The organism is Rhodospirillaceae bacterium (assembly GCA_002728255.1).
Lineage (GTDB): Bacteria > Pseudomonadota > Alphaproteobacteria > UBA7887 > UBA7887.
Genome location: PBWV01000001.1, coordinates 27,109 through 52,890 on the forward strand (window position 1 = coordinate 27,109; position 25,782 = coordinate 52,890).

Here is a 25,782-nt window from a genome sequence, read left to right on the forward strand (position 1 = left end):
TACTTATTTCGTATCAGCAACTTGGTGATCCCACATTTTTCTAAAGAACGACCCCCTATTTTCGTAAAGGTTCTTAAAAGAACCACTTTCCAGTATTCTGCCAGCTGCCATAACGTAGATATGGTCACACTTGGCAACAGAAGACAAGCGATGGGCGATGACAACGATCGTTCTCTTTCCATGAAGTTTTTCTATGGATGCTTGCACGATTTTATCGGTTTCTGCATCAAGGGCATTGGTGGCTTCGTCAAAAATTAGAATATCGGGATCCTTGTACAGTTCTCTTGCAATGGCAATGCGTTGTCGTTCACCCCCTGAGAGAGAAGCGCCACGCTCACCTACTTGGGTCATGTATTTTTGGGGAAGCGCCTCGATAAAGTCGTGGCAGTGAGCGGCACGGGCAGCCTCCTTCATTTTTTCTATATTGTTCTCTTTTTGGTTAGGCCCTAACCGGAGGGTCAGGTTAGTCGCAATAGTGTCATTAAGAATCATAGGGTCTTGCGTCACATAACCGAGGCGACTGCGGAATGCCTCGTTATTTAAATCCGAGAAGTTGTGCTCGCCGATTGTAATCGACCCCTCATCAGGGACTATTAGGCGGGTCAACAAACGAAAGATCGTAGTTTTTCCAGCACCAGATTCTCCAACGATAGCAACAGATTTATGATACGGAATGGTAAGATTGATGCCCTTAAGAATATGATGTTTTTTCCTGTGCAGGCTTACATTCTGAAAAATGATATCGTCATTTAACGAGTCTATAACTATACTTCCGTTGCATTCGTGGGCCTTCCATATTTCTCGGGAAAAATTAGATATATAATGGACGCCTCCAATTAATTGGTGGAGCCGTTGTATGGCAAGAGGAAGAGTAAGGACATGGCTAAGAACTCGATACATTATTAGTGCTATCACTACCGTGCTCGCCATGGAGCTACTAAGCATTTCTACATTGTAGAATATGTATCCTAGCAAAGAGAGCACAGCCAGCGGCTCCTTAATGGCACCTAAAGCAGCTGTTCGTCGACCCATTCGGATTTGACGATCTGCAAGGTCATTGACGCGCTTAAGCACATGTTGTCTGACCCTACGAGAATTCGCGGTTGCCTTCAGGTAATCGAATGACTCCACAAATTGTACCATCTCGGAGGACAGCGAGGCTGTTTTATCGGACACATCCATGGACAAAGCCTTGGTATGGCGAATTAATGGTCGCGCTACAAGGAAGGCGAGCAGTCCAACCACAACAATTATAAGAGAAATTTCCATTTCTAGTACGATGATGGTTGGTATGTATATAAGGGAATAAACTAGGGAAACAATAATGCGGCTGAAGATCCGGAGCGAGGCCGCAAAACGGGCGCTTTCTACCGTCATTAAATTAGCCAGATATCCAGTCTTTTGTTCCAAATAAAATTCATATCGGGCCTGCTCTAATCCCCGAGCAAGAGAACTTTGGAGAGAGTGGCGAACCAAGGCGATGGTACGAATGGTCCAATAATTTTGGGCAAAAGAAACTAACGCCTTAAAGATAAAAATCGCCGAGATTATCAACGCTAGGCTTGCAAAAGAAGTGCTAAATCCGAGATTAGAGATTGTGGCCAAGACTTTTTGGGATATGGGGTTATTGAGATCTTCACCCAGGGAAAGTTGTAGAAGTGGGAGCAACGTGACTACCCCCAAAAGCTCCATAAACGTTCCGATGAATATTAGAAATATTAAAAGAGCTAATCGCCATTGAGCAAACCTTATGAATAGCCCCATATAACTAAAGAAAATAGAGTTAGAGTTCGTTTCTAAGGCCAATTGGGTTTACCTAGTTAGTTGGTCTAACAATTTGGGAAATTGCCTTCTCATAAAATCTATGACCACCCTTTTTCGGTTCTTTTTTATAAATGTATCTACCCCTTCATATCTGGTGCATGTTTGGCACACCTTCGGTAATTTTCCGGCGCGCCATTCTGTCCTGTATCGTCTAAGTGCAGGACCGCGCCATATATCTTGAAGGGTGTGAGTATTAAGGTTGCCCACTTTTATTTCGCTCTCTAGGTCTACACAGACACAGGCGCCAACGTTCCCATCGGCGAGGACATGAAGACGCCGATAAAGCTCGAAGCATGGAGACACAATTTTTTCCTTCAGCGGCAAGGGCTCGTCCAGGAATGTTCCTTCAGGAACGTCATCTTTCTTTATGAGGCCTCCCCATGCGTCATAAATATCAAGATAATCAATGTTTTCTTCGCCAATTAGCTTAGCAATTTTTTTGTATGTTTTTGTGCCTTGCCATAGTTTGCGGCTTCCTTCTACTCTTAGGTGAAGAGTTATTCTAACGGGACTCTCCAGTTTTAAGTTAGCCTGAGATATATCAAGGATGTTTTGTACAACTCTCTCGTATTTATCATTCCCATAATACTTTAAGTACCCCTCCCGACTTCCTATGAATGTTGATATAGCCAAGCGACTCAGGCCGGATTTCAGTAATGTTTCACAGCCAAATTTTTGAATTAGAATAGCATTGGTGTAGAGGAAGATATCACCAATTCGGGCTTGTGAGCGGGCATACTGTATCTTTTTCACTAAGTCCCGGTCTACGAGGGGGTCTCCTACTGTTGGGGTAAAATTCAGATTTCCGCCACCACTATCAACAAAATCATCTACGGCCTTCTTGTATAGGTTCCAACTCATCTCGAGTTTTGGACGTTGCATGTAGCGATATCCGCAGAAAGAACAATTAGCGTTGCACAAGTTTGTGGTTTCGACGCCAAAGTTAATAAATGTGTGTTCCATTAAACGGCGGAGAGCGAAAACTGGTAAAAAACTAGCGGCAACTTTAGCTATGCGAGAGCGGAGGCGTTGTCGTTGGTTTTGCATTATCAGAGAAACTTGGCGCACGTGATTACCTATTGGGCTATGTAGTTCTTATAAAAATCGGGCGGACAGCCCGTGTTATCTGATGTAGATTCAATTGCATTGCCCAAATCATCACGGGAAACCCTAAATCTTCCCCGATCATCTTGAGAGGCGCTTACGATTTTGCACCTTTTTAGTAAATCCGGTTTGGTTGTTTTATCAAAGGCGCGAATGGTTGTGTCGGCAAGAATAATATTGTGGTGGGAAGCGAGGGCATCGAAGAAGGCGCTGCCAGCGAAATCGAAGATTAGAAAATCTACCTCGTGGTCGAGCGGGTCAAAAAACCCGGTTATTACCCTATCAGAATAGGGCTCCAAGAGCGATCTATTGGGCATTATCCCTCTGGGGTGGAGTTTGGTGGTTATGCGATAGCCAAGTGACCGCAACTCCTTGAGAAGTGAGACTTGCCAGTCTAGGTACAAAACATCGGGTGGCTTTCGACTTGCGAAGTCCGCCAACGCCTCTCCCAGATAGCCGCCAGCCACATATAATGCCTGTCTTGTTTTTGAACCGTGCCGTCGTTTTTGGCCATTTTCATAAATATGTCGGTGTCGACTTGATCCATTAGAAAGAAATTTTATTGTATTTGCTTGTGGGGATCCAGCGATCTCCCGATTTGCAATTCGTTTTTTTATAGCGTGGGCTTCTCCTGTGCTATGGGTATAGTACTTGTCGCAATTTACTAGCTCGGCCACAGCCCACTCATTATCAACAAAAAAAGCCCGTTCGCCGCCGTGTGCGAAGCGAATGACTGGACGGGCATCCTGCTGGTACAAAAATGACGTAAGACGACCAAGGTGCTTTGGTGTGCCACTGAGCAATCGGAGTCCTAGTGCCCTTCGGCGGGTGGATCTACTGATAATTGTATAATCTAGCCCTGCTTTCCCTAAGTGATAGTGTATTAAAAGATTCCCCAATTGTTTCAGCCGCTTCAGTAATAACGCTTTCACGGGCAGGTTTTCGGATACTAAAGAATTAAAAGTCTCTGTCAGACAGATAGTAAGATCATTAAACTTTGTTCTGCCTTGGCTAGGCTCTCTCCAACTAAATAGGTTGGCCGGCCAGTCAACTTGGCGACCCGGGTGCAATGTGAGATAGTCGCTAAGCAGGTAATTCCGATTAAGAATATCGTCGTGCTTAGCCACAGCAATTGCTTGTCCATGTGTAATCCATCGTTTGGCTGTTTTCTTTATCCGTGGCCAAATTGTACTATCAGGCGGGTGGTGCCAGACCCGAATCCTAGAAAGATTGTTTAGGGTGTTACCCGTATCTAGGAAGGCTAATAAAGGACTTTCCCTTGGGCTATAGCGCGGTGTTGGGTTGTTATTAAGGTCTAACCCAAGTCTGCAAATGAAAGCAAGGTCGGTTATTATATCGTAGGCTTTTGCATCTCCCAGGATGCGGGGAAGAGTACTCTTCTGAAACTGAAGAATGGCCTGAAGAACGCGAGTAGTAATGGCATTAGATATGGCGCTATAGTCGTGGTAGTTGGTATGCCACGATAACTCATTTAGGGCCGCAGTTCCGTCTCCTAAGCTAGCTATATCAAGTGGGGTTGAGGACGAAACTTTATCCATTTCAATCTGGTTTCTTGCAGCGCAAAAATATTTTTATGTTAAGCGCAATTTCCTTAGCGACAGAGTGAGCATCCCTTTGATCAATGTGAATTACTTTAAGGAATGCATTATTCTTTTTTGTAGTTTCAAGTAGTAGTGTTTGGTAGCGATTTATTTCATTTTCCTCCAATTCTTGTTTACGATCGTATATGTTTTTGGGTGTGTCAATGAGTATGAAGCTCATGGCGGGCTGTGGTGTCAATCGGCAAAATATTGCTACGGCGCAAATATGGTACCAGGGGCGCTTGCGGATTTTTAGGTCGGTCAAACGATCATATATATAACGATCGGCAAGCGCTATTTGTCCCGATTCGGAGATATCAAAAAGCTTAGAAAAAATCGATGTAGCATAAGTATATTCATCTATAAGTGCACGGAGGAGATATCGGACTGCGCTTGGTAAAAGATGCCAACAGGTACGGAGAACGCCCTTGCTGTTATATGGTCGTATCCTCTCAGGGTTGTTGCGCATCTTGTCGAGACGATGGTGAAAGCCCGTGGCGGGGATCCCCTCTTCCTGAAGTATATTGAGTGCTATACCTAGGGAGGTACTTTTGCCAACGCCATGCGCCCCTGAAACAACAAAAAAATGCTGGGACAAGGAGTTAGTAGATGGGAAAGTGGCCTGGCGTTTCAGCCGCAGGCCGTGCCTAGTGTCGGTCCAGCATTGTTTTACAGCGTTTAATTGTCTGATTAAGCTCTGCTTCGGGTAAAGGTAAAACTCCGATAATTTGCGGGCTGCAATTGGTCTTCGCCACCCAACTGCGATTATAGATTTGAGGTATATTCCTGTATGGTTTCCCAGTGTGGTTGAGCGAATTGTCTCCAGTTCACTTTTGGTTAATAGGTGCTCCCAAGTGCCACCTGGGGTGTAGAAACCTCGAGACTTCTCAAATCGGAAGTGTGGAGTAAAGTCAAAGTTTGAATAAAAATCTATTTTATCACTTTGAAAAAAATTAGCGGCGTTGCGTAATTCTTGATCATTTTTCTCACAAAGTAAATCAAGTGACATCGTGATTACATCATTGGGATTTGTTCGAGATAAATTGCGGGACACTTGCTGCGAAAGAGCTAAGAGGCCTAATATATTGCGGAAACGTGTATGTCGATCGCTGGGAGGCTGTGGCCAAGTTCGCCAGTACATGGCTGCGGCAACAGCTGATTCTGGCTGCCTTTGCATTACAGCTAATCTTAAATTAGGAATCTTTGAACGATATAATGTGTAGCGAAATTCGGGATGAAGATCAAAGGCTGCCCAGGTACGCTTATCATGTGAAAGTGCTATTTGTTGTAATATCCAGCTTAAAAGCGACACTTGGTTGTCTATTGTTTTTGGGACGTCGTTAAGCAGCTGACGGCCATGACTATTGATAAATTCGGCCGGAGTTTTTATTGCACTGCGGGAACCATCTATATACCGAGGGCGGTTGATGTACTCTTCAACTATTTTGTGTAGCTGCTGTTCGAAAAATAGAAACACGCGTTTGTCATATACATGAAAGACGGCCTCTAGCGGAAACCCAAATACTGGGCCTCGACTATTAAACAAAGCATCAGCAAGTAAGGTCTTCCCAGATCTTCCGGCACCTCCTATAAGTGTAGGTCCCAGCGTTTGAGGTTTATCCGGTTTAATGATTTCCCCCGAGTGTTTGGCAGAATAACGATTATGTAATCTGATAGTGTTAATTAAGAGTGAGTTTTTATTTTGTGGAGCACCCTTCGTTGAGAAGGAAAGAGTTCATTAAGGCTTCGCAAAAAGTTAAATCGGAGGGTTCATCAATTTGAAAACTTTTCCAGAGTTCCATTTCCCATATGCCTATTTTACCACCTAGGCGGTTATTGTGGCTTTGGATGCAGTCCGGTGTGAAGATCCAAAAAGAACCGTTTTCTAGGAATTGGTCCGGCTTTTCTTGTCGCCGGCCACGGTTTTTGTAATCATAGGTATAACTAGAAAGTTGGCCGTCAGCGGACGGCTTCCAGATGTTGAAATCGGTAACCAAGCTTGCTGAGAACAACGAGTCTAAGTTTTGCTCAATGAAGTGTTGAATAGCTCCATCAAAGTCCACGCTGCTTCGGACGGGAGACGTGCATTGTGGTCCTACAATTAACTTTACCGAGCGGCCTGTTTCTTGAATATATTTGAGGGCATGTAACCAACCACTTTCCGATGAAGCTGTATCACCAGATATGTGGGAAGGGCGTGGAATTACCTCCGCACCATACTCCTTAGCAACGTTAAGGATATTGGTATCGTCGGAACTCACCCAAACGCTGTCGATATGTTGTGCGTCAAGAGAGTGTTCAATGGTCCACGCAACCAGTGGTTTCCCGCAGAACGTGGCTATATTTTTTCCAGGAATACCTTGGGATCCGCCTCTGGCAAGAATTATAGCGATATTTTCAGCCATTTTCATAACACCTTATTTGGGAAAACGACGATATGGGTTAGCCAGGGACATTTTTTCGGAGCTTCTCACGGGCGGATTGTTCTGATTCTTGTAGAGTTTTCTCGCCATTCCCAAGCACTTTGGGAAATACCCTCACGGCTGATGTAAAGCTTCGCAGTGCTTTTGTTTCTATAGATGCGGCTTGATCAGAGCCATACATAGTTCTGTCCAATGTCACATGCCTTTCAAGGGAAGTAGCCCCTAATGCGAGGGCAGCGATGCAAACGGTGACTAGACTTGTTTCGTGACCAGAATATCCCACCGGAACGCCATAACGGCTTTTGAGTGCTGGGATCATTCGCAAATTAGCCTCTTCCACATTCATGGGATAAGTCGAATTACAGTGCATGAGTTCAAAGGGGCATTGGGCTTTACGAAAAAGACCCACAACTTGATCTATTTCCTCCAGAGTGGACATTCCAGTTGATATAAATGTCCGTTTTCCTTGTGCCGCTATGTCCCTGATTAGAGGGATATGCCCTAACATTGGAGAAGCTACTTTGTGAAAAGGCGGGTCAAATTCTTGGAGGAACTGTAAGCTTTCTTGATCCCAACAGGATGCAGACCACGATATATTTTTACTCTGGCAATAGGCGTCTATTGTCTTGTATTCCTGCAACCCAAATTCCAGACCTTCCTTCTGCTCACGCTGTGTATTTCCCCACGGGCTCTCTCTGTGGCTGTCCAAGTACTCTTCTGTATAAACAGCATTGATAGTGCGCTTTTGGAATTTTACGGCGTCGAAACCAGCGTCGGACGCTGCATCTATCATCTGTTTAGCGAGTTCCAATGAACCATTGTGGTTAATACCAACTTCAGCAATCAGAAAAATTGGTGTCTCTGAAAATTCTGATGACACGAATAATCTCCTTATATGTTACACTAGATGTGTCCGCCGATTTATAAATCATGTTGTGGTAGCAATAACTGTTCGTCTATGAGACGATTTTTCAATGCAGTGGGAATAGTTTTACTGTAGGTGGGCCTTCTTAAAAAGAAAGTGCGGTGGTTAGCCGCGTGGGAATTGTTTGCTCCGTATGACATATAAATTGCGTACTTAGAAAGGGGTCCATGAAGATTTCCTCCAGCATGCATTACTCTTTGGTCAAAGATAAGACAATCCCCCGGGTGTGTTTTCAGGCGAACGTAAGGCCGGCTAAGAAATATATGTGGGCAGGCGCCATTCACATTTCGGCGACGAGCGAACGAACGCAACTTGTTCCAAAACACATATTCCCGGCGGTTTATTGAGCTTTCTTGTCGATGACTGCCCGGCAACACTAGGAGTGAAGACCCGCTATTTGAGTAATCAGACAAGTAAATAGCGACGCGGACCACGCCGTAAGTCTCTGCATTCTCTTGCCAATCTGAACCACAGCCAAACTCTCTATATGCATTATCCCGATGCCATCTTCCTCCGGGAAGATTTATATGAATGTCAGAATGTTGAGTGTATCTGATATCGTTTCCCACCAGATGTCGCACGGTTACTAGGAGCTTTGAGTTAAAAATCAGGGGCCACAACTTACTATTTTTTGTTACACCATCGGCGATCGTCTGAGTCTGCTTGTGAGTTGACGGTAGTTTGTAGCTACCCTTAGGAAGGTCCATTATATCATCTATAATTGAGAGATAGTTGCTGACTTCATGTGTGGCTAAAAAGCCTTTCATAAGGAAGAAACCATCTCTCTTAAAAGCTTCTTTGGTTTCTGGGATAAGTGAAGACAAATTTCTGTTATGTTCCATATTTTATAGGCTACTAGTAATTGTTGGGTCTAGTTCTCAACATGAATTTTTGTCTGTCGTTGGGCAAACTTCCTTAATGAAAATAATCCGCATGTAGTTAGGATTACTAATATAGGAGTCAGTGGCATCCCGTACCGTGGATTTCCAAAAGGGCCGTTCAGAGCAAGAAAGTAGACAGCTATGCATAGTAATATAAGGACATAGGGCCGATATGATGCGTTGCTAATCCCCGTTACTACTCCTAAGCACTGCACAACAAAAGTTGTAAGTGCAACTGTCTGGGCTACCAGCCAGATAATTAAAAATTTATCTGTTTTAACAGTATTGAGGAAATTGGCAGCTTTAGTTTTTAGGTTTTTACCAGATACAGATGAGAAATAGGGAGGATCCCATCGCATCTGGTGACCTGTTTCATAAAGGCCGGTTTGGACCGAGGAGCGAAATGTGGCCGCAGCTGTTCCCAAAAAGATGGTAGATATGGGGATGTCTTTAAGAAACTCAAACGCAACAGACTTGCGGATTTGGTCAACGATAACAGGGTTCCGGCCATCATCCTCAGTGAGCTGTGCTAATTGGTCAGCAAGGTGGCGGTGCATTCTGCTTTCGGTATCTAAGGAAACGCAGGCTGGGCAGAGTCGCAGAAATTGATCAACTACATCAAGGGCGTGATTCCCAGTTTGCGTCGTTACAACACCGGTCCCATAATCGCTGTTAATACTAATAATGCGAGGAATTAATACTAGGATCATGCATAGGGAAGGGATAGAAGCCAACATAAGGGCCCGCGGCCATTTAACTCGGGCTACAGTTACCAATAGATAGGTCACCAGTGGTACAAGAGGGTATGGAAACAAAAGAAGCATTGGACGGGTCAGCAGGGCACAACTAAACGCAACCCCGGCTAAAGTGAGGAAAATAACAGGGCGATTCCTTTTTGGGGCCCACATACACGCACATAACCCCCAACAGAAAAACGCAGTAAAAATTGTATCTGAGAGCACAAACGAGGAATAGATGATTAGGGTCATCCAAGCACACCCTAGGAGTGCTGCGGGTAAGGCCCAACGCTTATCAATAGCGGCGGCGGCTAGGGCAATCGCAATTACCGTAGATCCATCAATGAAAGCCTGAGCTACCCCTACAATCCAAAGGTTGTCTGCTCCTCCCAGCCCGAGTATTCCAGCTAGAAAGTATGGGTAGATCGGCATGCGAGCTGTGTCAGGGATCCAAATTCCGTAATGAAGGTAAACGATTTCCCCATGTTCCAGGAGGCTCAGTGCTCGTTTGATAAACTTGCCCGAGTCACTTCCATTCGCAAAATCACCACCGAGGAACGCTACCAGGGCAACATAGGTAAGCCGTATAAGTACCGCTACACAATACAACGTTGCCGCTTGCTGTTTATTCATTAACTGATCTCAGTGTTCATCTCCACCAGAATTTGACTATCGCCAGTCGGGCAGCTCTTAGTATTATTTGGGGGCGGGCTTTTTCACAAAAATTGTGACAAGGAGCGGGAATACAGGTTATGTGATCCGGGCGATGAGGCGCTGTTCCATGGTTAAATTCTGTATTATGGCGGGGTGCAAGGTCGGGACAGGATTAAGCTTTGCTGATAAGGGGTCGGCAGCACGAAACGAGAAGTTCCACGTGTCTCTCCGTGGGCCATTATTGCGATTGGCGCGGTGAGCACCATTTGTATCAATGATTGCGATAGATCCGGCCGGCCCGCTACACAACATGGTTTGTGCGTTTGCAGGCATGGCATCTTTGTCTAGTCTCGAGTTCACTAGGTCGTAATGATATTTCTTGTGACTACCAGATATGTACTTGGTGCACTGCCCATCCTTCGGAACATCGGTTAGGAATATGAATACCCGCACTTGTTTACGTTTGCCATCGTGATGCCATTGGTTGGAACCCCTATCCTCTAACTGCGCGGGCTCATAACGGGTGCCACCTGTGCCATTTAGGACGACTGGCCGGCCCCAATAATATTGGACGAGCCGCAGCATGTTGGGTTCAAATAGTATTTTCCCAAAGACGGCCGTCTCATTAAATCGTGATGTGGAAATATGAATACTATTTTCTTTTTGGGCNTGTGCGTTGGGTGGGTTAGTTNTCACTAGTCGCTCAAACTCCATACGCATTTCTGAAAGGCATTCTTGCCCAAAGAAGTTTGGGATCACAACTATCCCCCTTTCACATAAGGCCGTAGCATATTCCAGGAAGTCGGGAAGGCTGGACGCCTTTGCAATATTACGCCGATATAGGGGGCTGGGCCTCTCATAAAAATACCTGTCGTAGTCAGAGAGCATACGCCGGTAGATCAAGCGGGGGAACGCGGTCAAAAAGTTTGGGGCGGCTCTCTTAAATTTCATAGTTATTTTATTTTCTACTTCCATCGGATTGGCGCAACCTAAAAATATCCTTCCTTAAGNCCAGGGTTGTGTTGNGTGTTCAAGGTACTGTTAAAAAGTGAGAGCCNTTCAGCTAAAATGGAGAAGGATCAACTGCCACAACTTGGCCACTAGCACCCCAGGGGCGTAAAAAATGCTGGTCCTTTTTGTATTTTGGTTGGACCCCTTCGAGGCAAGCAAATACCAACGGAAAGGTGTTAATTGGGGATATTGAGTTGTAGAAAGAGCTTTTGCAAGAATGTGGTAATCGGATAGCATTTAAAATAGCCAATCTCCTAAATGGCTCACTGCCTTGGGTGACTTTATTGGGATCGGGTGTATGCTCGCCTGGAAGCCGGAACTTAAAACCGTGATCTCCTTGGATAATAATAATCGGGTCAGTCTTGTCCGTTGTTTGTATATAGCTTATCGCTTCTACTAGCGATTGGTTGGTGCAGATGGTGTCTATCCGAAACTGATTGGGGTCATATGCTAACTCGCGGATATTAACGGGCTTAGTCACCCCTTCAATTCGTTGGCAGTCGGCGGTGAATCTGGGGGGTGCATGGGGAGATAAAATGTGGGCAAATAGGAAAAAAGGCTGTTCGCGAGAGGGTTTTATATTGGCTACGATGTCATCGATGAAAATGTGATCGTACCGAAATGCATTCTCGAAAAGCCGCCGAAAAACACGAAACAGGGGAGTTAACTGAAGAAGGCTAACCTGTGCCTCATTCAGCGGTATTCGCCCGCTGGGTCGGGCGCGAATGCAGCGGTGCTCGTTTCCACCACATTGGGTTTTTGCGCTTCCTCCATACGGTGCATGTATGTAGCGATAACCAAGGGAGGAAAATTTTTCAACAACCGGATTAAAGCCTGAAAGTATGGCGACTTGAAAGGACGATTCGGGGCGTGAGGATTCGGGGAGTTGTTGGTAGTGTGTAGTCAAAGTGGATGTCAACGATAGCGTTGTATTGTCATAATTTGAATATGCGAAATCTGCNATCTCAAAGTCATTGGCCACAAGAAAGTCTGTAAAAGAACTATTATCGTGAGCAAAATAGCGTTTTAGGCTGTCGCCCCGGACATAACCATCCAGGAGAAACCAGTATACGTTTCGTAGGGGAAGGTGCCCTTCTATCTTATTCACTATGACTGTTTGGGGTATTGAACGGGTAGCTTTCAGTGCTTCAAATGCTAATTGCATTGATGGACCAATTATTAGTGCGAGGGCAACAGCGAAGGTGACCGNGCTGGCCGCAGGTTTTCTTGATAAAGTCCAACTTAGCCAACTAACCAAGCAAAATATGATGCCCCATGTAACTAACCAGGTTGTTCCTCTTTGGATACCCACAAGTATTAATAGGTGGGCTATTACACCAAAACTAAAAAATGTGGCACTTAGAAATCCGAAGACGATAAACCATCGACGGATCGGGATCTGCTGTAGCAACTGTGATAAAATTAATATTACTCCTAAAACACAGGCCTGATATGTGGCCCAAGGGGCGACAACATCCTGAAGTCTTAGGGCTTCCGTGGTATTGCTTGCCAAAAAAGAGACAAAGGGCCATCCCACTAGAAACACAAACGCTACTAGGCTAAGCAAATTATATAACCGACCCTTATTAAATTGGCTGCACATTGTAAATGTTTACTAGATATTAAAGTCCAGTGAAGTTAATGGGGGTATCCATGGTTTGCTAGACATCTGTCTATTAGCTTGGACAATTTATTGTTTTCTGCACCATACACTTTATCAATAAGCCCAACGTCGTCAAAGTTTCTGTAGCGGAGAGGTCTGCCCCGAAATGCCGAGTACTTTCGAGAGATGTATTCAGCCATCTCGACGAATATATGGTCGTGTCCCGGTCGGTGGATTTCAGGAATTATTGCATTTTTCCTTTGTCTCATTAACAGGCGGTTAAGTACGAGCATGGAGTCAATTACAAGGTCACTGCGTTGTGGGTTCATGGGTGGTAGATTAGCTACTTCTTGAACAACGTGATCTGGAAGGCCATCTGCAGGCAGCCCTATAAAGTTCCGGAGCTCCATCAAAAGCTTAAACGGATCCTTTTGGAGATCCTCGAAGAGATAGACGCAAACACGTCCATCAAATTTGTCAAAGAAGGGTTGCAGCACGGAAAGGTAATGCCATTTGGTTTCTGTAACCCTTTTAAGGTAAGCAGAGAAACTTAGGCGACCCCCATTAGTGACATATTGCCCGTAGTGGGATGCTAGTAGAGAGCGTTGAGACCGTATGCCGACGCAGATTTTCGCCTGGGGAAAAGCGGTTGAAAGCCTTGAAGCCAGATCGGGGATTTCCTGTCCCATAAGGCCATCCTCAAGGCGCTGTCGCAGGATAAATGGACCCTTAGATATTGCAATTCGCTCAATGAGCTCCGAAAGTGGCTGATTGAACAGGTTGGTCTGCACACATTCGTAGTAGCTAGTTAGGAAATGGTTCCAAATCCACTTGCTTGCTGTCTTGTGGTAGCCAAGGTAGACGGTGACCGGGTGTGTTGTGGAGACTGGCATATGCGTATTGCCCGTTTTCAAAGTTATTTCACAATCACCATGAATAGTATGCTTTCTGATGGGGTATTATTCTTCTATGTATCATTTGGTACAGCACAGGTGCCGATGTAATTACTCAGGCGGCGTAGTCGATAATATAGAACGGTTTTCTTTTATATTGGAAAGCACGGCATCTAAATGCATGGGGTATTTATGATATTTGTAATGATAATTGAAGTTTGGGTGTAGGGGTTCCTGGAGACGAATTTTATAGAATGATAGGCGATCCCAAAGCCTCATGATAGAAGCAGGTATTCGGAAGGGCGATCTAGCTCCTTTTCTTTGCGCAATTGCAGAAATCTGTTCAGCCGCTGCCATCGTAGCTGATTGGTGGCAAGACCACGAGTGAAACTCATCTAAGTGTTTCTCAATTTCTGGGACAGGAGCGACGGGCTGGAGTTCACCTTTAATCAATTCCATCGCGTCGTCGTAGTTCTGTGGAGTATGACTCACCTTCTGTGCTAGTGAGGAATTAGGGTATATTCGCCGAATTTGCTCCTCATTTCCTGCGAGGGGATCTACGTTGATTATGGGAACCCCAAGCACATACGCCTCGTAGAAGCTCTGAGAGGATGGTGCTACGATTACATCTTGGCGTGCGACCCAGGCTGCAACATCAAGTGAATCATCGACCTCTACACGTCCTGCAAAAAATCCTTCTTTGAGAAAAGAGTAGCCCTCAGGGGCTTCTAAGGGATGAGGCCTTACACTAATTTGGTAATCAGTTTCAGTTATGATTCGGCGAATAAGGGTGATCATGCAAAAGAAATTTTCAACTTGCGACATCACACCATCGAGTTTCTCCGGTAGCTGCATAGAAAAAATAGCGGGGACGGCATTGTAGCGGTTGAGAATGTGAAACCGGCCTATGAAGCCAATGGTCTTGGCCTCATCGCCGTGTGGCAACCTAGGTTTTTGGATGTATTTGGCAAGGTCGAGACGAGGGTTGCCGCAGACAAATAATTTAGAATGATCAGNTTCGGGCAGCAGTTCACGAAAAAAATCCTCCGTCGCTTTTCCCCATAATAAATATTTTTCAACCCTTTCGTAAGTGCCGGGGGAGTTAACTAAATGGATGGCATCGCAATGTTTTTTCGCATTCGCGCCTTCGCCAGGCAACATCACTATTGAGGCGTTGGGNGCTAGCTGAGCACATCGGTCTATTTGTCCCACAGTGTTGACCACAGCAATATCTGGGCTCCAAAATTTCATTGTTCTGACAAAATCCCGGCCACTAGCCACAATCACATCGCAGCCCAGGCTTTCCAGTTGTCTAGCAAGTAAAAGAGCGGTTGCCGCATCCCGACGGAGTGTAAAAGCCCGGATAATGATACGTGGGCGTAAGTTCAGCATGTATATCTTCTTGTATGGTGTTTTTTTAAGGTCTGAGAATATTGAATNTGTAGGAAAGAGAACAAGTCTTGGGCGCAACGCTGCACCGAATCGAGGAGGTCTGACAATGGTTATTCATAGTGCNGTGTTTGTTGCTCTTTCAGTACCAGATCCTGCTAATGGTGCCAATATTAACTGAAGGTACTATCGTTTCTCATTGAAAAGGAAATCCAGGGATGAAGTTAATTCCAGCCTCAAAATGAATGCTCTCCGGAGCAATGCCCAGTTGTAAGATTTTGTGATACCGTCCAGGCGCTGAGATCCTGGCGTTGGCACTCCGCAGTATACCAAATGTATCTGGCCTCATCCGATTCTGGTTCCCCAAATTCGGCCGTGACATTGACGATTACACTTCCGCGGGCAGGAAGTTCTTTTTCAGTGGTGTGAATTTTCCCAGCCTTATCATAGTAGGTGATCTTGAGAGTGTGTGAGGCGCCATTTGGTCTGCGAAAGACAAAACCCAGCCATGTTTTGTAGTCACGTCCCACTAGCAACTGTCCCCAAGATAGTTTGTTGGCGGCGTTCCAGGATTTATGTGACTCGTTGGTTAACGAAGTATTTATCGAGCATCCCAGTCCCTTATCCCGATAAATCATTTGGTGATTTATTCTTGTTGGCAATTTTTCTAGTTCAGACTGGGCCCATAGACAAAACGACGCCACGTCACTTAGTTTATACCCCTGGTTGGTGATTACCTCGTTGACCGATGCCTCCAGAATTTCTCCTCCTGGGCTGCTTATTTCCCCCACCGGAAGCTTGGCGAGGGTTTGCCCCTCTTTATTGTGTATGGAAATAAACATTCTTAGGTTGCTTGGGGTCATTATGGGATACACGCGGATGCTATTATCCAAAGACTTTATGAATGGATATACTGCATATGCCTCGTGCTGGTCCTTCCAATAGTCAAGCACCTCAGTACTATCATAGTATGAATGATTGGCGGTAAAGGCGCCATCGTTGCGGAGAATGCCTGCTATCAANCGATCAAAGAAAAGCGGTTGTTTAGGCTGTTTAATTTTAAGGGTGGCCGCTCCGTTNCTGATGTTAACATTAGGGAATATGTCTTTTAGTATAAAGAGACGACTGCTTAATCTNGGGAGGTTAACAGAAATTTCTTTATTTATGGTTTCAGCATTTGTCTGTAACTCAATATNCAAGACATTTTGGACAGGCAGAATGCCTGTGGCAAAAATAAAAAATGTACTTCCATCATCGTTTATTTGCACGTCGATAGCACTTTCTTGCACATCACGAGCATTGATTTGATCGTTTTCAAAAACGTCGTTTAAGATTCTATTATTTACATGAACTGTGTTGTGAAACCCTTGACCTCTATGGTTGATCATTACTGCGGGAAAGGGAATAAATAAATTTTCCGCTGCAAAGAATTCAACGAGATAATTGCTAGCGTGGCCTGAAAACTCTTTGCTGAGATTGAACTCATAAACCCGAGGTTCCGTAATAGGGTAGAGTACTGACTTAATCCGCCCACCCTCTGGATCTATCCCGGTGATTCGGCATCCCACGTTTTTGTAGTTTCTCTTAAGGAAAAAGTGATTAAGAAAGGTGATCTCTGCCGTGGTTTCCGGCATTTCTGTGACTAAGAGNGATGAGCGGTGGACAGTATTCTCGCTGGGATTCGCGTGATAGGCGCTTTTTTCGTCAAAAAGCTTANTCATGGNTTTCATTTTTTGAAACTCTCAATACGATTCTTTGATGATATACGCTGTTGGTGATGGACCAAGGTCTAAAATGCGCAATTTGGGAGGAGCTTCCAAGGTTTTAAGAAAGTCATCAACTGCATTAGATTCTCCCCAATTGTATTCTCCGTATTCGTCAAATGCTATAACTCCTCCAAGGACGACACGGGGCCATATATTTTGAAGAGTGGCAATTGTTGGTTCGTAAATATCGAGGTCGCAGTGGACCAGCCTGCTGCGCAGGCCAGGCTTTGAATCAAGTAACTGCGGAAGTGTTTTAACAATATCTCCTTTTACTAATTCTAGTCGTTTTTGGAGCCCAAGCCGCTTGATGGCCTCTTCAATATGAGCGTACGCTTTCGGATCAAAATTTGCAGCGTGTCTTTCAGCTTCTCTTTTTTCATAATCATGCGGGTCAGGAAATGTCGCTTCAAAAGTGTCAAAAGCGTATACCCTGCTGCGGGAGTGTGGATTAAAAATTTCAATCATGTGGGCAAACTCTAAAGAACTTGAGCCNTTAAAAACACCTGCATCGAGTATATCGCCCGGTAGTTGTGCAACCATTCTTATTAATTCGGCACGAGCAATAATTTTTTGAAACCTGTGTGTATCACAATGGTAATGGAAGTCGATAAAGGTATCCCACATTTTTTGTCGTTGGTCACCGGTTTGGAACATCTGGGCGTTTCCTTCTTCGAGAGTATTTAAATTCGTCTGCAAAAACGTTACTAAAGGGGGTCCGAATGTTAATGAGATATGTCCAAATTATTATTTGGGGGAGGCCGCAGAATTGGGGTTAAAATCAATTAGTGACTGCGCGCGCCGTCCAAGAGACGCTGCCTCCACTAGCAACATTGAAGTGATGCCAAAAACNGAGTCTGCCGCTAATATTGCCTCCGCGCTGGTGCCTTCACGACTGATAATTACACGAGGCAACTGGTCGGATTTCATTCCAGAAAATTTTTCCAGATATTCGCGAGGGTGCGGGCGTACAACTATTACCGTAGGGTTCTTTGAGGGTTCAACTACAATTGGGTCACGGCTCTCAACGCGTCTGATTAGTTCCCGTAGACAACTTAATTCATTTTTGTCACGGCTTTTTCCGAATTCCGCCATTTCACTTAGCGGCTCAGATGCAAATAATATTACGTTCGCATTTGGCCCCACTCCCCAGTAGTGACGTAGCTTAGCAATCTTTTCGGGTGAAATAGTTGCTGCTAGACGCTTGAATCTTTTTAAGTGTAAATGACCTANGACAATAATGTTTGAAGGTGGNATTCCGATTTTTATTAGGCTTTCACGAGACCCAGAGTTAATAACACCCAGAGTATCTGGTAAAATCATTGAGCCATTGGGCAGCCTAAAACGCTCATTTAAGTCTGACACAGCAGCGGGGTGTGTAACAGTAGTATCGTCTAAAAGCGCTAGAGTGTTAGCCCCATAGTAACTTGCCGCGGCCCAAAGTAGTTGGGGGGTGTGGTCGTCACGGTCCGATAAACCAGTTATTAAGCGCCGCACCTGGTGCCGCGAAAGGCTTGCTCTTGCTCTTTCCGGGCTATTAACACAATTCCAGTTTTCTGGCGAGAGTCCCTCGCCTCTCAGTTGGGAAAGCGCGGGGCCACTAGCTGCAAACTTAATTTGAGAGATAGAAAGATTTTTGGTAAGCCTTTTCAATAAGGTAGCCATCGGAGGGTTAAGGCTTTGTTGTTTTTGCTTTATTTCGTCCTCGAGAAGGTCTTTTAAAGCTAATATTTGATTAGCGCTACCAGGGTCACGTGCAAATAGCATTAATGAGCTGGGGCCACTTTCTTCCACAGCCACTCCTTTTCTACAAATCCAGCAATTTATGTCGCGCTCCGTAGACTTTGTGGAACGCATCCACAATACGATTCACGAGATGCTCAGATAAATCAAAAGCGCAAATTCCAAAGCCAACTTCTTCCGCTCTATGCATTCGTTCTGTGACAGGGCATGGATTTTGGCCCACAGTGGTTGCGGCAAGNTTTAATTTAGTGCGTGAACCGGACTTGCCGTTCTTATGGCTAAATATTGGAAGCCTATAAAGTGGGACGACATAGCCCTCATTTAATGGTACTCCCTCTGCCGCCATGGCCCTGACAAAAAGGTTGCGTGATACCCCCACAACCTCAGCATCAAATTTTAGTGGCCAAGCATAATAAACATGCCGGCAATTTTTTCGTACGACTGGTGGAGTCAAACCACCTAATTCTCCTAACCCTTCGGATAGTTGTGCTCCAAAGGCCTCGCGTTCAGAGATAATGTCGTCAGACCGCTGGAGTTGCGCTAAACCAACNGCGGCTGCCAACTCCCCCAGGCGATAGTTGAAACCGACAATGCTTGCTGTGTCTTTTATGCCAAAATAGTCGACTAGGTTCTCGCCNTGATTTCGGATTAGCTTAAGACGAATTGCGAGTTCTTCATTGTCCGTTGCGCATATACCACCCTCACCGGTCTGTATATGTTTGTGTCTGTTTAGGCTAAAAACTCCTATATGCCCAACAGTACCTGCTAGCCTTCCAAACTCTGACGCAAGTGGGGCTTGGGCGTTGTCTTCAATCAGGTATATTCCTTTACTGTCAGCCAAAGTTCGAAGTTGTGCTAGCTGCGCCGGATGTCCAAAAAGGTTAACCGCTATTATTGCGCGAGTTTTATCTGTAATTGCTTTCTCAGCTAGGCTTGGGTTTATACAGAAGGTGTCAGCTTCGATGTCCACAAACACAGGCCTGGCGCCGTAGACTAAGGGCGCCATAGCGGTGGCAGACATTGTGTAAGGGGGAACTAACACCTCATCTCCCGGCCCGATGCCAGAGGCCCCCATGGCGGCAAACAGACCAGAGGTGGCGGAGTTCATTGCTACTGTATAGGGTGTAGAGAATTTATCGGACCAAAGTGCCTCTAACTGCTTGACCTTAACACCGCCTTCAAAATCTGGGCCAGGGGCGCCTATGTAGCCAGAGAGGATGCCCCCATCCATTACTGACAAAACTGCTTCCCGTTCTAAGGACCCAATCCGATTGAATGGTTGGAGTGTCTCTTTAATTACTGGCTCGCCTCCAAAAATTGCTAATTGGCTCATTTTGGGTTTCCAGAATTGGAGGTAAAATCAATGATTTGTTGAATCACAGAAAGAGTTTCAACGGCACCCAAGCCGTCAGAGGCTAAGGCAGATTTATTAGTGATGGTTTGATAGAGGTTATCTACCATAGCTTCAAAGGAGCCACCTGGTCCAAAATCCTCCCAATTTCCTACACCTAGTGTTTTGATGTGTGGGGCATAGCGGTAGGGGATTATTCTTTGCCTTCTTACCTTGGTGCNCCAGTCCTCAAACCTAATAGCTCCTTGCTCGGTGATGAACTCCATTTCAAAGAAGCGGAACCTCCGACCATCACTGCCCATTAAGTGTATGGCAATGTCTTCCTCATTGGTTAGAATTACATCGACGGTGGGATCCTTTCTGGTAAAGTCGTGGCGAGTGTTTCCAACATATTTAACGTTTAACGGGCCCATAAGAGTACGGAGCATACTTATTATGTGACTTCCGGTATTAAGAATGCCTCGGCTATATCGGGCATGCACTGACACGATTTCTCCCCAACTACCATCACTCAGTTCGTTCGATATTTTCCTGAATCCACGATGCCAGAGACGAGTATAGGCAACAGCAATGGGTTTGCCTTTTTCTTCAAAGGCTGTGAGTATTTTTTTTGCATCGGCTAGGTTTTCTGTAAATGGCTTTTCGCATAGAACAAGCCTGACACTTGATTCAACTAGTTTCCAGAGTATTTGAGCATGGAGATCCGATGGCACGCAAACACTTGCGATGTCAAAAGTTTCACCCCCATCTAGTGCCTCCTCCACGGTCGGGTACACTAAAGGCACGTTCCAACTTTGTGCGAATGCGGTTGCCTGAGGTTGTTTGGTATCTACGCATGCTGTTATTTTGAAGCGATGATCGGCAGCATATGCGGCAGCATGAGAAAGTGCTTCTCCATTAAGGCTAGGGAGCCCTGTTCCACCGGCGATGTTTCCACAGCCTACTATCAGTACACGAAGAGGCACATTAGTCATTAAAATAGATCCTTTTTGCCTCTGGCTTGACGGCCTAGATATAGTATCTCGGCCATGGCGAGGTCTTCAGGATCGTTTATGTCAGCTGTTTTTGCTCGTTCCAGAACACAGGGAATGTATTCTGGGTATACAGGTTCATCGCTCTCTAGGATTTGATCTCTGGTAAAAAAAGCAAATGCACCGGCATCAAAATACTGGGTGGGACATTCCTGGGAGTGCTTAAATCGAAGCGAGGGTTGCGTAAACCGCAAGATATTATCTGATCCAATTATCATGGCTCTTTCAAGAGGCGCAGGAAAACTTGCTACCGAGAGCACTGGGAATTGACCGTGGGACTCGTCTAGCAACAATTGCCCTTTAATTAAATCCTTTGCCTCAAGCAGGGGGGCGGTGGCAACGATAAGGCAAATTTCATCAAAGATTGATCCATTTGTTTCATATTGTTTAATGACCCAGCGCAGTACAGCAGGGATCGAAACATTATTAGTTGCCATTTTGGAGGGACGGAGAAAGTCAACGGGATGGCCAGCTGCTTTAGCGATTGCTGCGTACCGAGGGCTGTCAGTGGAAACATGTATAGTATCGAAAAGCTCGGATTTGCTGGCGGCTGATAGGCTATAGCTAAGCATCGGTTTTCCGCAGAACTCGACTATATTCTTGTCTTTAATACGGCTGCTTCCACTTCGTGCCGGAATTATAGCAATACGACGCATTATTAATCAGAAGCAAAGTTCATTTGTTTGGCTAATAGCCGATTCAATTCTGTGGCGCATGCTTTCACCCGCGGAGCGCTTGTCTTGCCATCCAACCATAGATTGACTATGGAATCCTCATGACGGACGGCATGATGGAGGTCCGCGGCTTCTGGTTGGTGTGTAGGTCTAAACAATCGGTGCAGGGAAGGGTACCAATTACTTGCGTCGAAGCCAGCCTCCCNGAGTTTGGTGGTAATCGTAGCTTGGCAGTCTTCCGGGAGCCGCACATTAAAGCGCCAAGGAGCTGCCCCTTCATCCCAGCGCAACTTGATGATTTGCTTTTTATCAAGGAGCCTATCGTACAGGGCCGCTTTGTATCTCCTATCACAGAGAGTTTCTTGCAGTCCGTCAATGCCATCCATCATGGCTTGAGCGTGTAATGGATTAAAACGAGCCATAAACAATTTAGCAAATCTGCGGGGAAAGCTCTGAAGTTGGGTACATGCATCCGGGTTGACCTGAGTCTCACTGAGTATTCTGTAGTATTCTTTGCGGTACGCACTAGCCAATGCCCTAGTATTTTTGGGGTTGGTAAAAGGGAGCCGATTTTGAGCTGCTCGTACAACGTCAGCATACTCAGCGTGGTCCGTAACTAGGGCGCCTCCATAGCCGACATCCACCAACTTTGTATGTCCGAAACTTAAAATACTGCTTATTCCAAAGTTCCCAATTGGGGTGCCGTCTTTTGTAGTGGCACCCAAAGCCTGCGCCCCGTCCTCGATGATATCAACGTTGTAAGCCGTTGCCAGCTCACAGATCTGTTTCATTTCGGCAGGTTGGCCATATAGATGTGTCGGCACAGCTGCAACTATTTCCTGGTTTGAACTCAATAATGTTTCCAGGGCGTCGGGTGCCATATTTCCTGTCTCAGGATCAATATCACAGTAGATGGGTTGGTAGCCCGCACAAATTGCAGCAAAAATAGGGCTAGGACAAAGGATGGCTGGAAATGCAATAAATCCGGTTTTTCGTTGGAGACTAGAAAAGGCCAAGAACAAGGCGGCAGTTGCCCTAGAGGTAAGCACACAAAATTTTCTCTTAGTAAGGATGCAAAGGCGATCCTCCAGCTCTTCTATAATGGAGCTCATGATACCTTGNTAGGACGCAGGCAATGGTCGGAGAGAGTAACAAAACGGATGGGTCGGTTAAGACGAGCGCAATTTTCCATCACTGTTTGCAGGTTAGAGCGGAATGTCTTCAGGGAAAATGAAAGCAAGCCATGAGGACTAGGAGCAACTTCTTCCAATATTGTGCTTGGGTGGGTATCAGTGACAATATATGGCGCATCCGCCAAAAGTTTCTCCAACCCGGGCTTTAGGGCACGAGAGTGGAAGGAAAGGTCAAAATATCTCTTTCGGGGTCTTTCATCGTAGTCAGCCAGGACATCCAGCATAGTTAAAGGAATTTCGGCGAGTGTATGGGAAGGTGTGCCGGGAGTGCGATAATTTGAACGGGCGGGGCAATAGGCNTGGGTCGGGGTGGATGACCAATCAAAAAGGTAGTGATTGTCGGTTCTGCGTCGTCCAGGCATTGCGGAGGAGTCAACTTCAATTCCTAGGTCTTCAAGAATTTGCATAAGGGGGCCAGATCCATAGTTTCCTCCTATTCGGGTGGCCCGGGGACGCCAATTTCTTTGTGATAAAGCATTTTGGGCCTGAACAAGGACCTGCTTTAGTCGCTGGGCATTGGTTTCTTGTTGTGCTGTGCCGTTTTCTTCCTTATGCAAGTGAGGATGCCAGGCAATCTCATCGCCGGAGCTAAAAAGGTTACGCAACAAGGGATCAAATTCGTCTAGAATTTGGCCATAGTCCCCATAAATATTTTCTATCTGATTATCTACTCGGGGTAGCCAAGTAGCGCATGCTCTTCCCCCATAGGAATCCTTTATCCCAGAGAGAAAGTCGGCTATAGCTGGCACGCCATATTGTATCCCTCGCCAGCTGAGCCTTTGCGAGTTGTAGTTAGGTCCCATGCTAGGATCGAAATAGTCGGGATCTAAATCAAACGTAAGGGCAATGGGCAGTTCGGATTTGCTAGAGCATAGCTTACTAGGTGGTTTCGGCCGCCCTGTGTCCTTACTTTTGTTGGCTGCTTCGGGGGTTATTTCAAAACTGATGAGAGCCCCTGCACGGTTAATCCGTTGCCTCGCNTCCTCGTTTGTTTTTCCAACGCTAAGTATGTAACCCAGCCGATCACCATCGCTGACAGGGCTGGAGGTTTTTTCGCCAACCTTCACAAAGGCTTCGGCTTCCACACCCCTCTTGCTATTTGCTTCGGTGAAGCCGGAAAAATGCCGCACTACTCCTGGGCGACTTGGGAAAAACCTAATAATGGCCTTCTTTTGTGTTTGTGCAGANACCACGGCAGTCTGGCGACCAACAGCTTGAAGTGATGACGCAGTCACCACATCATAACCACTAACAAGGGGAACTAATTTGTCGAATACCATGAACCCGGCCCCGCGGCCGGCTGCTTCCACCAACGCCGGAGTAGTTGTCTTATCCCACATAATTTCCACGTGACCGGGCCCTTGAGTGTAGCCCAACGCCTCAAGAGCGCGAGTGGCAATGGTAGTTAGCGGTCTTAACTGAGCCCAACTATCATTCGGTGTGGCCAATTCATTGGCAACGGTGCCCCTAGTGCCGGGTATTTTTTCTTTAACTGTAACAGCAAGTACGTGAGTTCCTTTTTGATCGGCAAAGGTCTCCACTGTATACTCGTTGCCAGGTAGAATAGATTCAATTATAGCTCGGTGACTTAGTGAGTGGGCGAAAGCTGCTTGTAACGCAGCTTCTTGTTTTTCTCTAGAAGCCCTTGNTGCTAATCTTGTCACACCCCGGCTTCCGGCGGAGTCGATGGGTTTCACAATTACTTCCCCATTATACATCCTAATGGCATCGTAGCCTTCAGAGTAACTTGATATTTGGCGCCAGAAAGCGGGATTAGGTANCCCGGCTTTCTCCCAAGCATTCCGTTGCGCCACTTTATTAGTTAGGTTTTCTATGANTTCTGATCCTGGTCCAGGTAGGCTCAGGGTATCGCGAAGTTTGCCAACTGCACGAAGGCCGGCTTCCGTGGCAAAAGAAATCGCCCCAGAAATTACCAACTTCTTTTGTTGAACGACCTCCAATACCTCATCTGTATCCCGTATGTCGCAAACGATCCCGTGATCAGCTAATAGAAGCCCTGGANCCTTGGTGTCGCCATCAAGCGCTAGCACCTTAATCCCGCTTCGTTGAGCTGCAGAGATACCGGATAATTGCCATCGCCCAGCTCCAACAGAAACAAGCCATTCTTGGTTTCTCATTCTACTAGTTTCGCCTCCGACGTTGGCAAACTGTAGCTATCAGGAGCTTCAGCTTCCGATGATCTCGAGCTAATGCGTGTGAATTCATCAAGAGGTGGCTGGCTTGTATAGCCCATGACCTGGCGCTGGCGGGGGGTCAGAAGAGAATAAAAGCTAGCAGGCATGTTTTTGCTGAAATCAAAAGCTGGTTTCAGAAACCAGTGAGTATACGTTGAGAGGATACACCAACGAGTGTTGGTTGTCTGGTTCGGGCCCCCTCCATGCCATACGGCGCCATCCATAATAATTGCACTTCCTCGTGGCCCTGTGATGATAACTTCGGTATCTTTTTCAGATTCGTTTTGAGGAAATCCGGGTTTGGTGTGGGAACGGGGAACAATTCTAGTGGCCCCATTTTGCTTAGAAAAATCTTCCAGCATCCAAGTCACAACAACCATCAACGGGAATGTGCCCCCGGGGATTCGTGAATCAATATGGAGATGTTGTTGAGGTCCACCTATAATTGGGGTCCGCGCAGTGTTTTGTCGAAGAGTTATAGGCTCGTTTTTGTTGTGCAACCCTTGTCGTAAAAAGTTTTGAACAATATTAAATATTGGTTCTCGATCAATGAAGTTTAGAAATGCTCTATCCTTGTTATGAAGATTGTAGACAATTTTTTCATCTTCATGAAAATTCAGTCGGTGTTTGGCTGGAGCGTTGGCCGCATATTGAGGCGACAGGTTAGTGTGNAGCGACTCAAGAATACCAACGAGCTTGATACATTCCTCAGGGGATAAAATATTGTCAAGGACGATGTATCCCTCTCGGTTCAGAGATTCTATCGTAGCATTAATATTAGCCATGC

Annotated in this window: 22 protein-coding genes; 1 reads left to right on the forward strand and 21 read right to left on the reverse strand. The window is 45.8% G+C overall.

Annotated elements, in window-relative coordinates; genetic code table 11:
• Nucleotides 1-3: 3 nt before the first annotated feature.
• From CMM32_00125 to CMM32_00180, 12 genes are all read right to left on the reverse strand, one after another.
• The gene (locus CMM32_00125; protein MBT05313.1) at nucleotides 4-1,806 is read right to left on the reverse strand and encodes a hypothetical protein; all 1,803 of its coding nucleotides are present in this window, start codon (nucleotides 1,804-1,806) and stop codon (nucleotides 4-6) included.
• Nucleotides 1,807-1,812: 6 nt separating this feature from the next.
• Nucleotides 1,813-2,871: a hypothetical protein gene (locus CMM32_00130; protein MBT05314.1), complete on the reverse strand. Its 1,059-nt coding sequence runs from the start codon at nucleotides 2,869-2,871 to the stop codon at nucleotides 1,813-1,815.
• A gap of 29 nt (nucleotides 2,872-2,900) precedes the next feature.
• A complete protein-coding gene (locus CMM32_00135; GenBank protein MBT05315.1) occupies nucleotides 2,901-4,487 on the reverse strand; it encodes a hypothetical protein in 1,587 nt (528 codons plus the stop codon).
• Nucleotide 4,488: 1 nt separating this feature from the next.
• On the reverse strand, nucleotides 4,489-6,075 hold the full coding sequence (locus CMM32_00140; protein MBT05316.1) for a hypothetical protein: 1,587 nt from the start codon (nucleotides 6,073-6,075) through the stop codon (nucleotides 4,489-4,491).
• A 151-nt stretch (nucleotides 6,076-6,226) separates the two neighbouring features.
• Nucleotides 6,227-6,940 carry an acylneuraminate cytidylyltransferase gene (locus CMM32_00145; GenBank protein ID MBT05317.1) on the reverse strand — a complete coding sequence of 238 codons (714 nt, stop codon included), beginning with the start codon at nucleotides 6,938-6,940 and terminating at the stop codon, nucleotides 6,227-6,229.
• 31 nt (nucleotides 6,941-6,971) lie between these two features.
• On the reverse strand, nucleotides 6,972-7,745 hold the full coding sequence (locus tag CMM32_00150; protein ID MBT05318.1) for an N-acetylneuraminate synthase: 774 nt from the start codon (nucleotides 7,743-7,745) through the stop codon (nucleotides 6,972-6,974).
• Nucleotides 7,746-7,873: 128 nt separating this feature from the next.
• The gene (locus tag CMM32_00155; GenBank protein MBT05319.1) at nucleotides 7,874-8,719 is read right to left on the reverse strand and encodes a hypothetical protein; all 846 of its coding nucleotides are present in this window, start codon (nucleotides 8,717-8,719) and stop codon (nucleotides 7,874-7,876) included.
• Nucleotides 8,720-8,748: 29 nt separating this feature from the next.
• Nucleotides 8,749-10,128, reverse strand: coding sequence for a hypothetical protein (locus tag CMM32_00160; protein ID MBT05320.1), 1,380 nt, complete (start codon nucleotides 10,126-10,128; stop codon nucleotides 8,749-8,751).
• 117 nt (nucleotides 10,129-10,245) lie between these two features.
• Nucleotides 10,246-11,124 carry a hypothetical protein gene (locus CMM32_00165; protein ID MBT05321.1) on the reverse strand — a complete coding sequence of 293 codons (879 nt, stop codon included), beginning with the start codon at nucleotides 11,122-11,124 and terminating at the stop codon, nucleotides 10,246-10,248.
• Nucleotides 11,125-11,212: 88 nt separating this feature from the next.
• A complete protein-coding gene (locus tag CMM32_00170) occupies nucleotides 11,213-12,763 on the reverse strand; it encodes a hypothetical protein (GenBank protein ID MBT05322.1) in 1,551 nt (516 codons plus the stop codon).
• Between the two features lie 35 nt (nucleotides 12,764-12,798).
• A complete protein-coding gene (locus CMM32_00175) occupies nucleotides 12,799-13,656 on the reverse strand; it encodes a hypothetical protein (GenBank protein MBT05323.1) in 858 nt (285 codons plus the stop codon).
• 111 nt (nucleotides 13,657-13,767) lie between these two features.
• On the reverse strand, nucleotides 13,768-15,048 hold the full coding sequence (locus CMM32_00180) for a hypothetical protein (protein MBT05324.1): 1,281 nt from the start codon (nucleotides 15,046-15,048) through the stop codon (nucleotides 13,768-13,770).
• Here CMM32_00180 and CMM32_00185 point away from each other — a divergent pair.
• The gene (locus CMM32_00185; GenBank protein ID MBT05325.1) at nucleotides 15,047-15,226 is read left to right on the forward strand and encodes a hypothetical protein; all 180 of its coding nucleotides are present in this window, start codon (nucleotides 15,047-15,049) and stop codon (nucleotides 15,224-15,226) included. The two genes, CMM32_00180 and CMM32_00185, sit on opposite strands and share 2 nt — an antisense overlap.
• 55 nt (nucleotides 15,227-15,281) lie before the next feature.
• Here CMM32_00185 and CMM32_00190 read toward each other — a convergent pair whose 3' ends face one another.
• From CMM32_00190 to CMM32_00230, 9 genes are all read right to left on the reverse strand, one after another.
• On the reverse strand, nucleotides 15,282-16,766 hold the full coding sequence (locus CMM32_00190) for a hypothetical protein (GenBank protein ID MBT05326.1): 1,485 nt from the start codon (nucleotides 16,764-16,766) through the stop codon (nucleotides 15,282-15,284).
• 21 nt (nucleotides 16,767-16,787) lie between these two features.
• Entirely contained in the window at nucleotides 16,788-17,465 is a 678-nt protein-coding gene (locus CMM32_00195; GenBank protein ID MBT05327.1) for a hypothetical protein, read from the reverse strand.
• A gap of 90 nt (nucleotides 17,466-17,555) precedes the next feature.
• On the reverse strand, nucleotides 17,556-18,608 hold the full coding sequence (locus CMM32_00200; GenBank protein ID MBT05328.1) for a hypothetical protein: 1,053 nt from the start codon (nucleotides 18,606-18,608) through the stop codon (nucleotides 17,556-17,558).
• Between the two features lie 7 nt (nucleotides 18,609-18,615).
• Nucleotides 18,616-19,884 (reverse strand): pyridoxal-5'-phosphate-dependent protein, encoded by a 1,269-nt coding sequence (locus tag CMM32_00205; protein MBT05329.1) that lies wholly within the window; start codon nucleotides 19,882-19,884, stop codon nucleotides 18,616-18,618.
• Nucleotides 19,881-20,876: a hypothetical protein gene (locus CMM32_00210; GenBank protein MBT05330.1), complete on the reverse strand. Its 996-nt coding sequence runs from the start codon at nucleotides 20,874-20,876 to the stop codon at nucleotides 19,881-19,883. The genes CMM32_00205 and CMM32_00210 overlap by 4 nt, the downstream gene beginning before the upstream one ends.
• Nucleotides 20,876-21,589, reverse strand: coding sequence for a pseudaminic acid cytidylyltransferase (locus tag CMM32_00215; GenBank protein MBT05331.1), 714 nt, complete (start codon nucleotides 21,587-21,589; stop codon nucleotides 20,876-20,878). Before CMM32_00215 ends, CMM32_00210 begins: the two co-directional genes overlap by 1 nt.
• Before the next feature lie 2 nt (nucleotides 21,590-21,591).
• Nucleotides 21,592-22,719: a hypothetical protein gene (locus CMM32_00220; GenBank protein ID MBT05332.1), complete on the reverse strand. Its 1,128-nt coding sequence runs from the start codon at nucleotides 22,717-22,719 to the stop codon at nucleotides 21,592-21,594.
• Entirely contained in the window at nucleotides 22,716-24,938 is a 2,223-nt protein-coding gene (locus CMM32_00225; GenBank protein ID MBT05333.1) for a hypothetical protein, read from the reverse strand. Before CMM32_00225 ends, CMM32_00220 begins: the two co-directional genes overlap by 4 nt.
• Complete coding sequence (locus tag CMM32_00230; GenBank protein ID MBT05334.1) at nucleotides 24,935-25,780, reverse strand: hypothetical protein; 846 nt, start codon at nucleotides 25,778-25,780, stop codon at nucleotides 24,935-24,937. Before CMM32_00230 ends, CMM32_00225 begins: the two co-directional genes overlap by 4 nt.
• Nucleotides 25,781-25,782 lie beyond the last annotated feature (2 nt).

Excerpts from the sequence above, each read along its gene's own strand:
- CMM32_00130 (MBT05314.1), bottom strand. The coding sequence starts at position 2,871 with ATGCAAAACCAACGACAACGCCTCCGCTCTCGCATAGCTAAAGTTGCC.
- CMM32_00135 (MBT05315.1), bottom strand. The coding sequence starts at position 4,487 with ATGGATAAAGTTTCGTCCTCAACCCCACTTGATATAGCTAGCTTAGGA.
- CMM32_00145 (MBT05317.1), bottom strand. The coding sequence starts at position 6,940 with ATGAAAATGGCTGAAAATATCGCTATAATTCTTGCCAGAGGCGGATCC.
- CMM32_00150 (MBT05318.1), bottom strand. The coding sequence starts at position 7,745 with ATGATAGATGCAGCGTCCGACGCTGGTTTCGACGCCGTAAAATTCCAA.
- CMM32_00155 (MBT05319.1), bottom strand. The coding sequence starts at position 8,719 with ATGGAACATAACAGAAATTTGTCTTCACTTATCCCAGAAACCAAAGAA.
- CMM32_00160 (MBT05320.1), bottom strand. The coding sequence starts at position 10,128 with ATGAATAAACAGCAAGCGGCAACGTTGTATTGTGTAGCGGTACTTATA.
- CMM32_00175 (MBT05323.1), bottom strand. The coding sequence starts at position 13,656 with ATGCCAGTCTCCACAACACACCCGGTCACCGTCTACCTTGGCTACCAC.
- CMM32_00215 (MBT05331.1), bottom strand. The coding sequence starts at position 21,589 with ATGCGTCGTATTGCTATAATTCCGGCACGAAGTGGAAGCAGCCGTATT.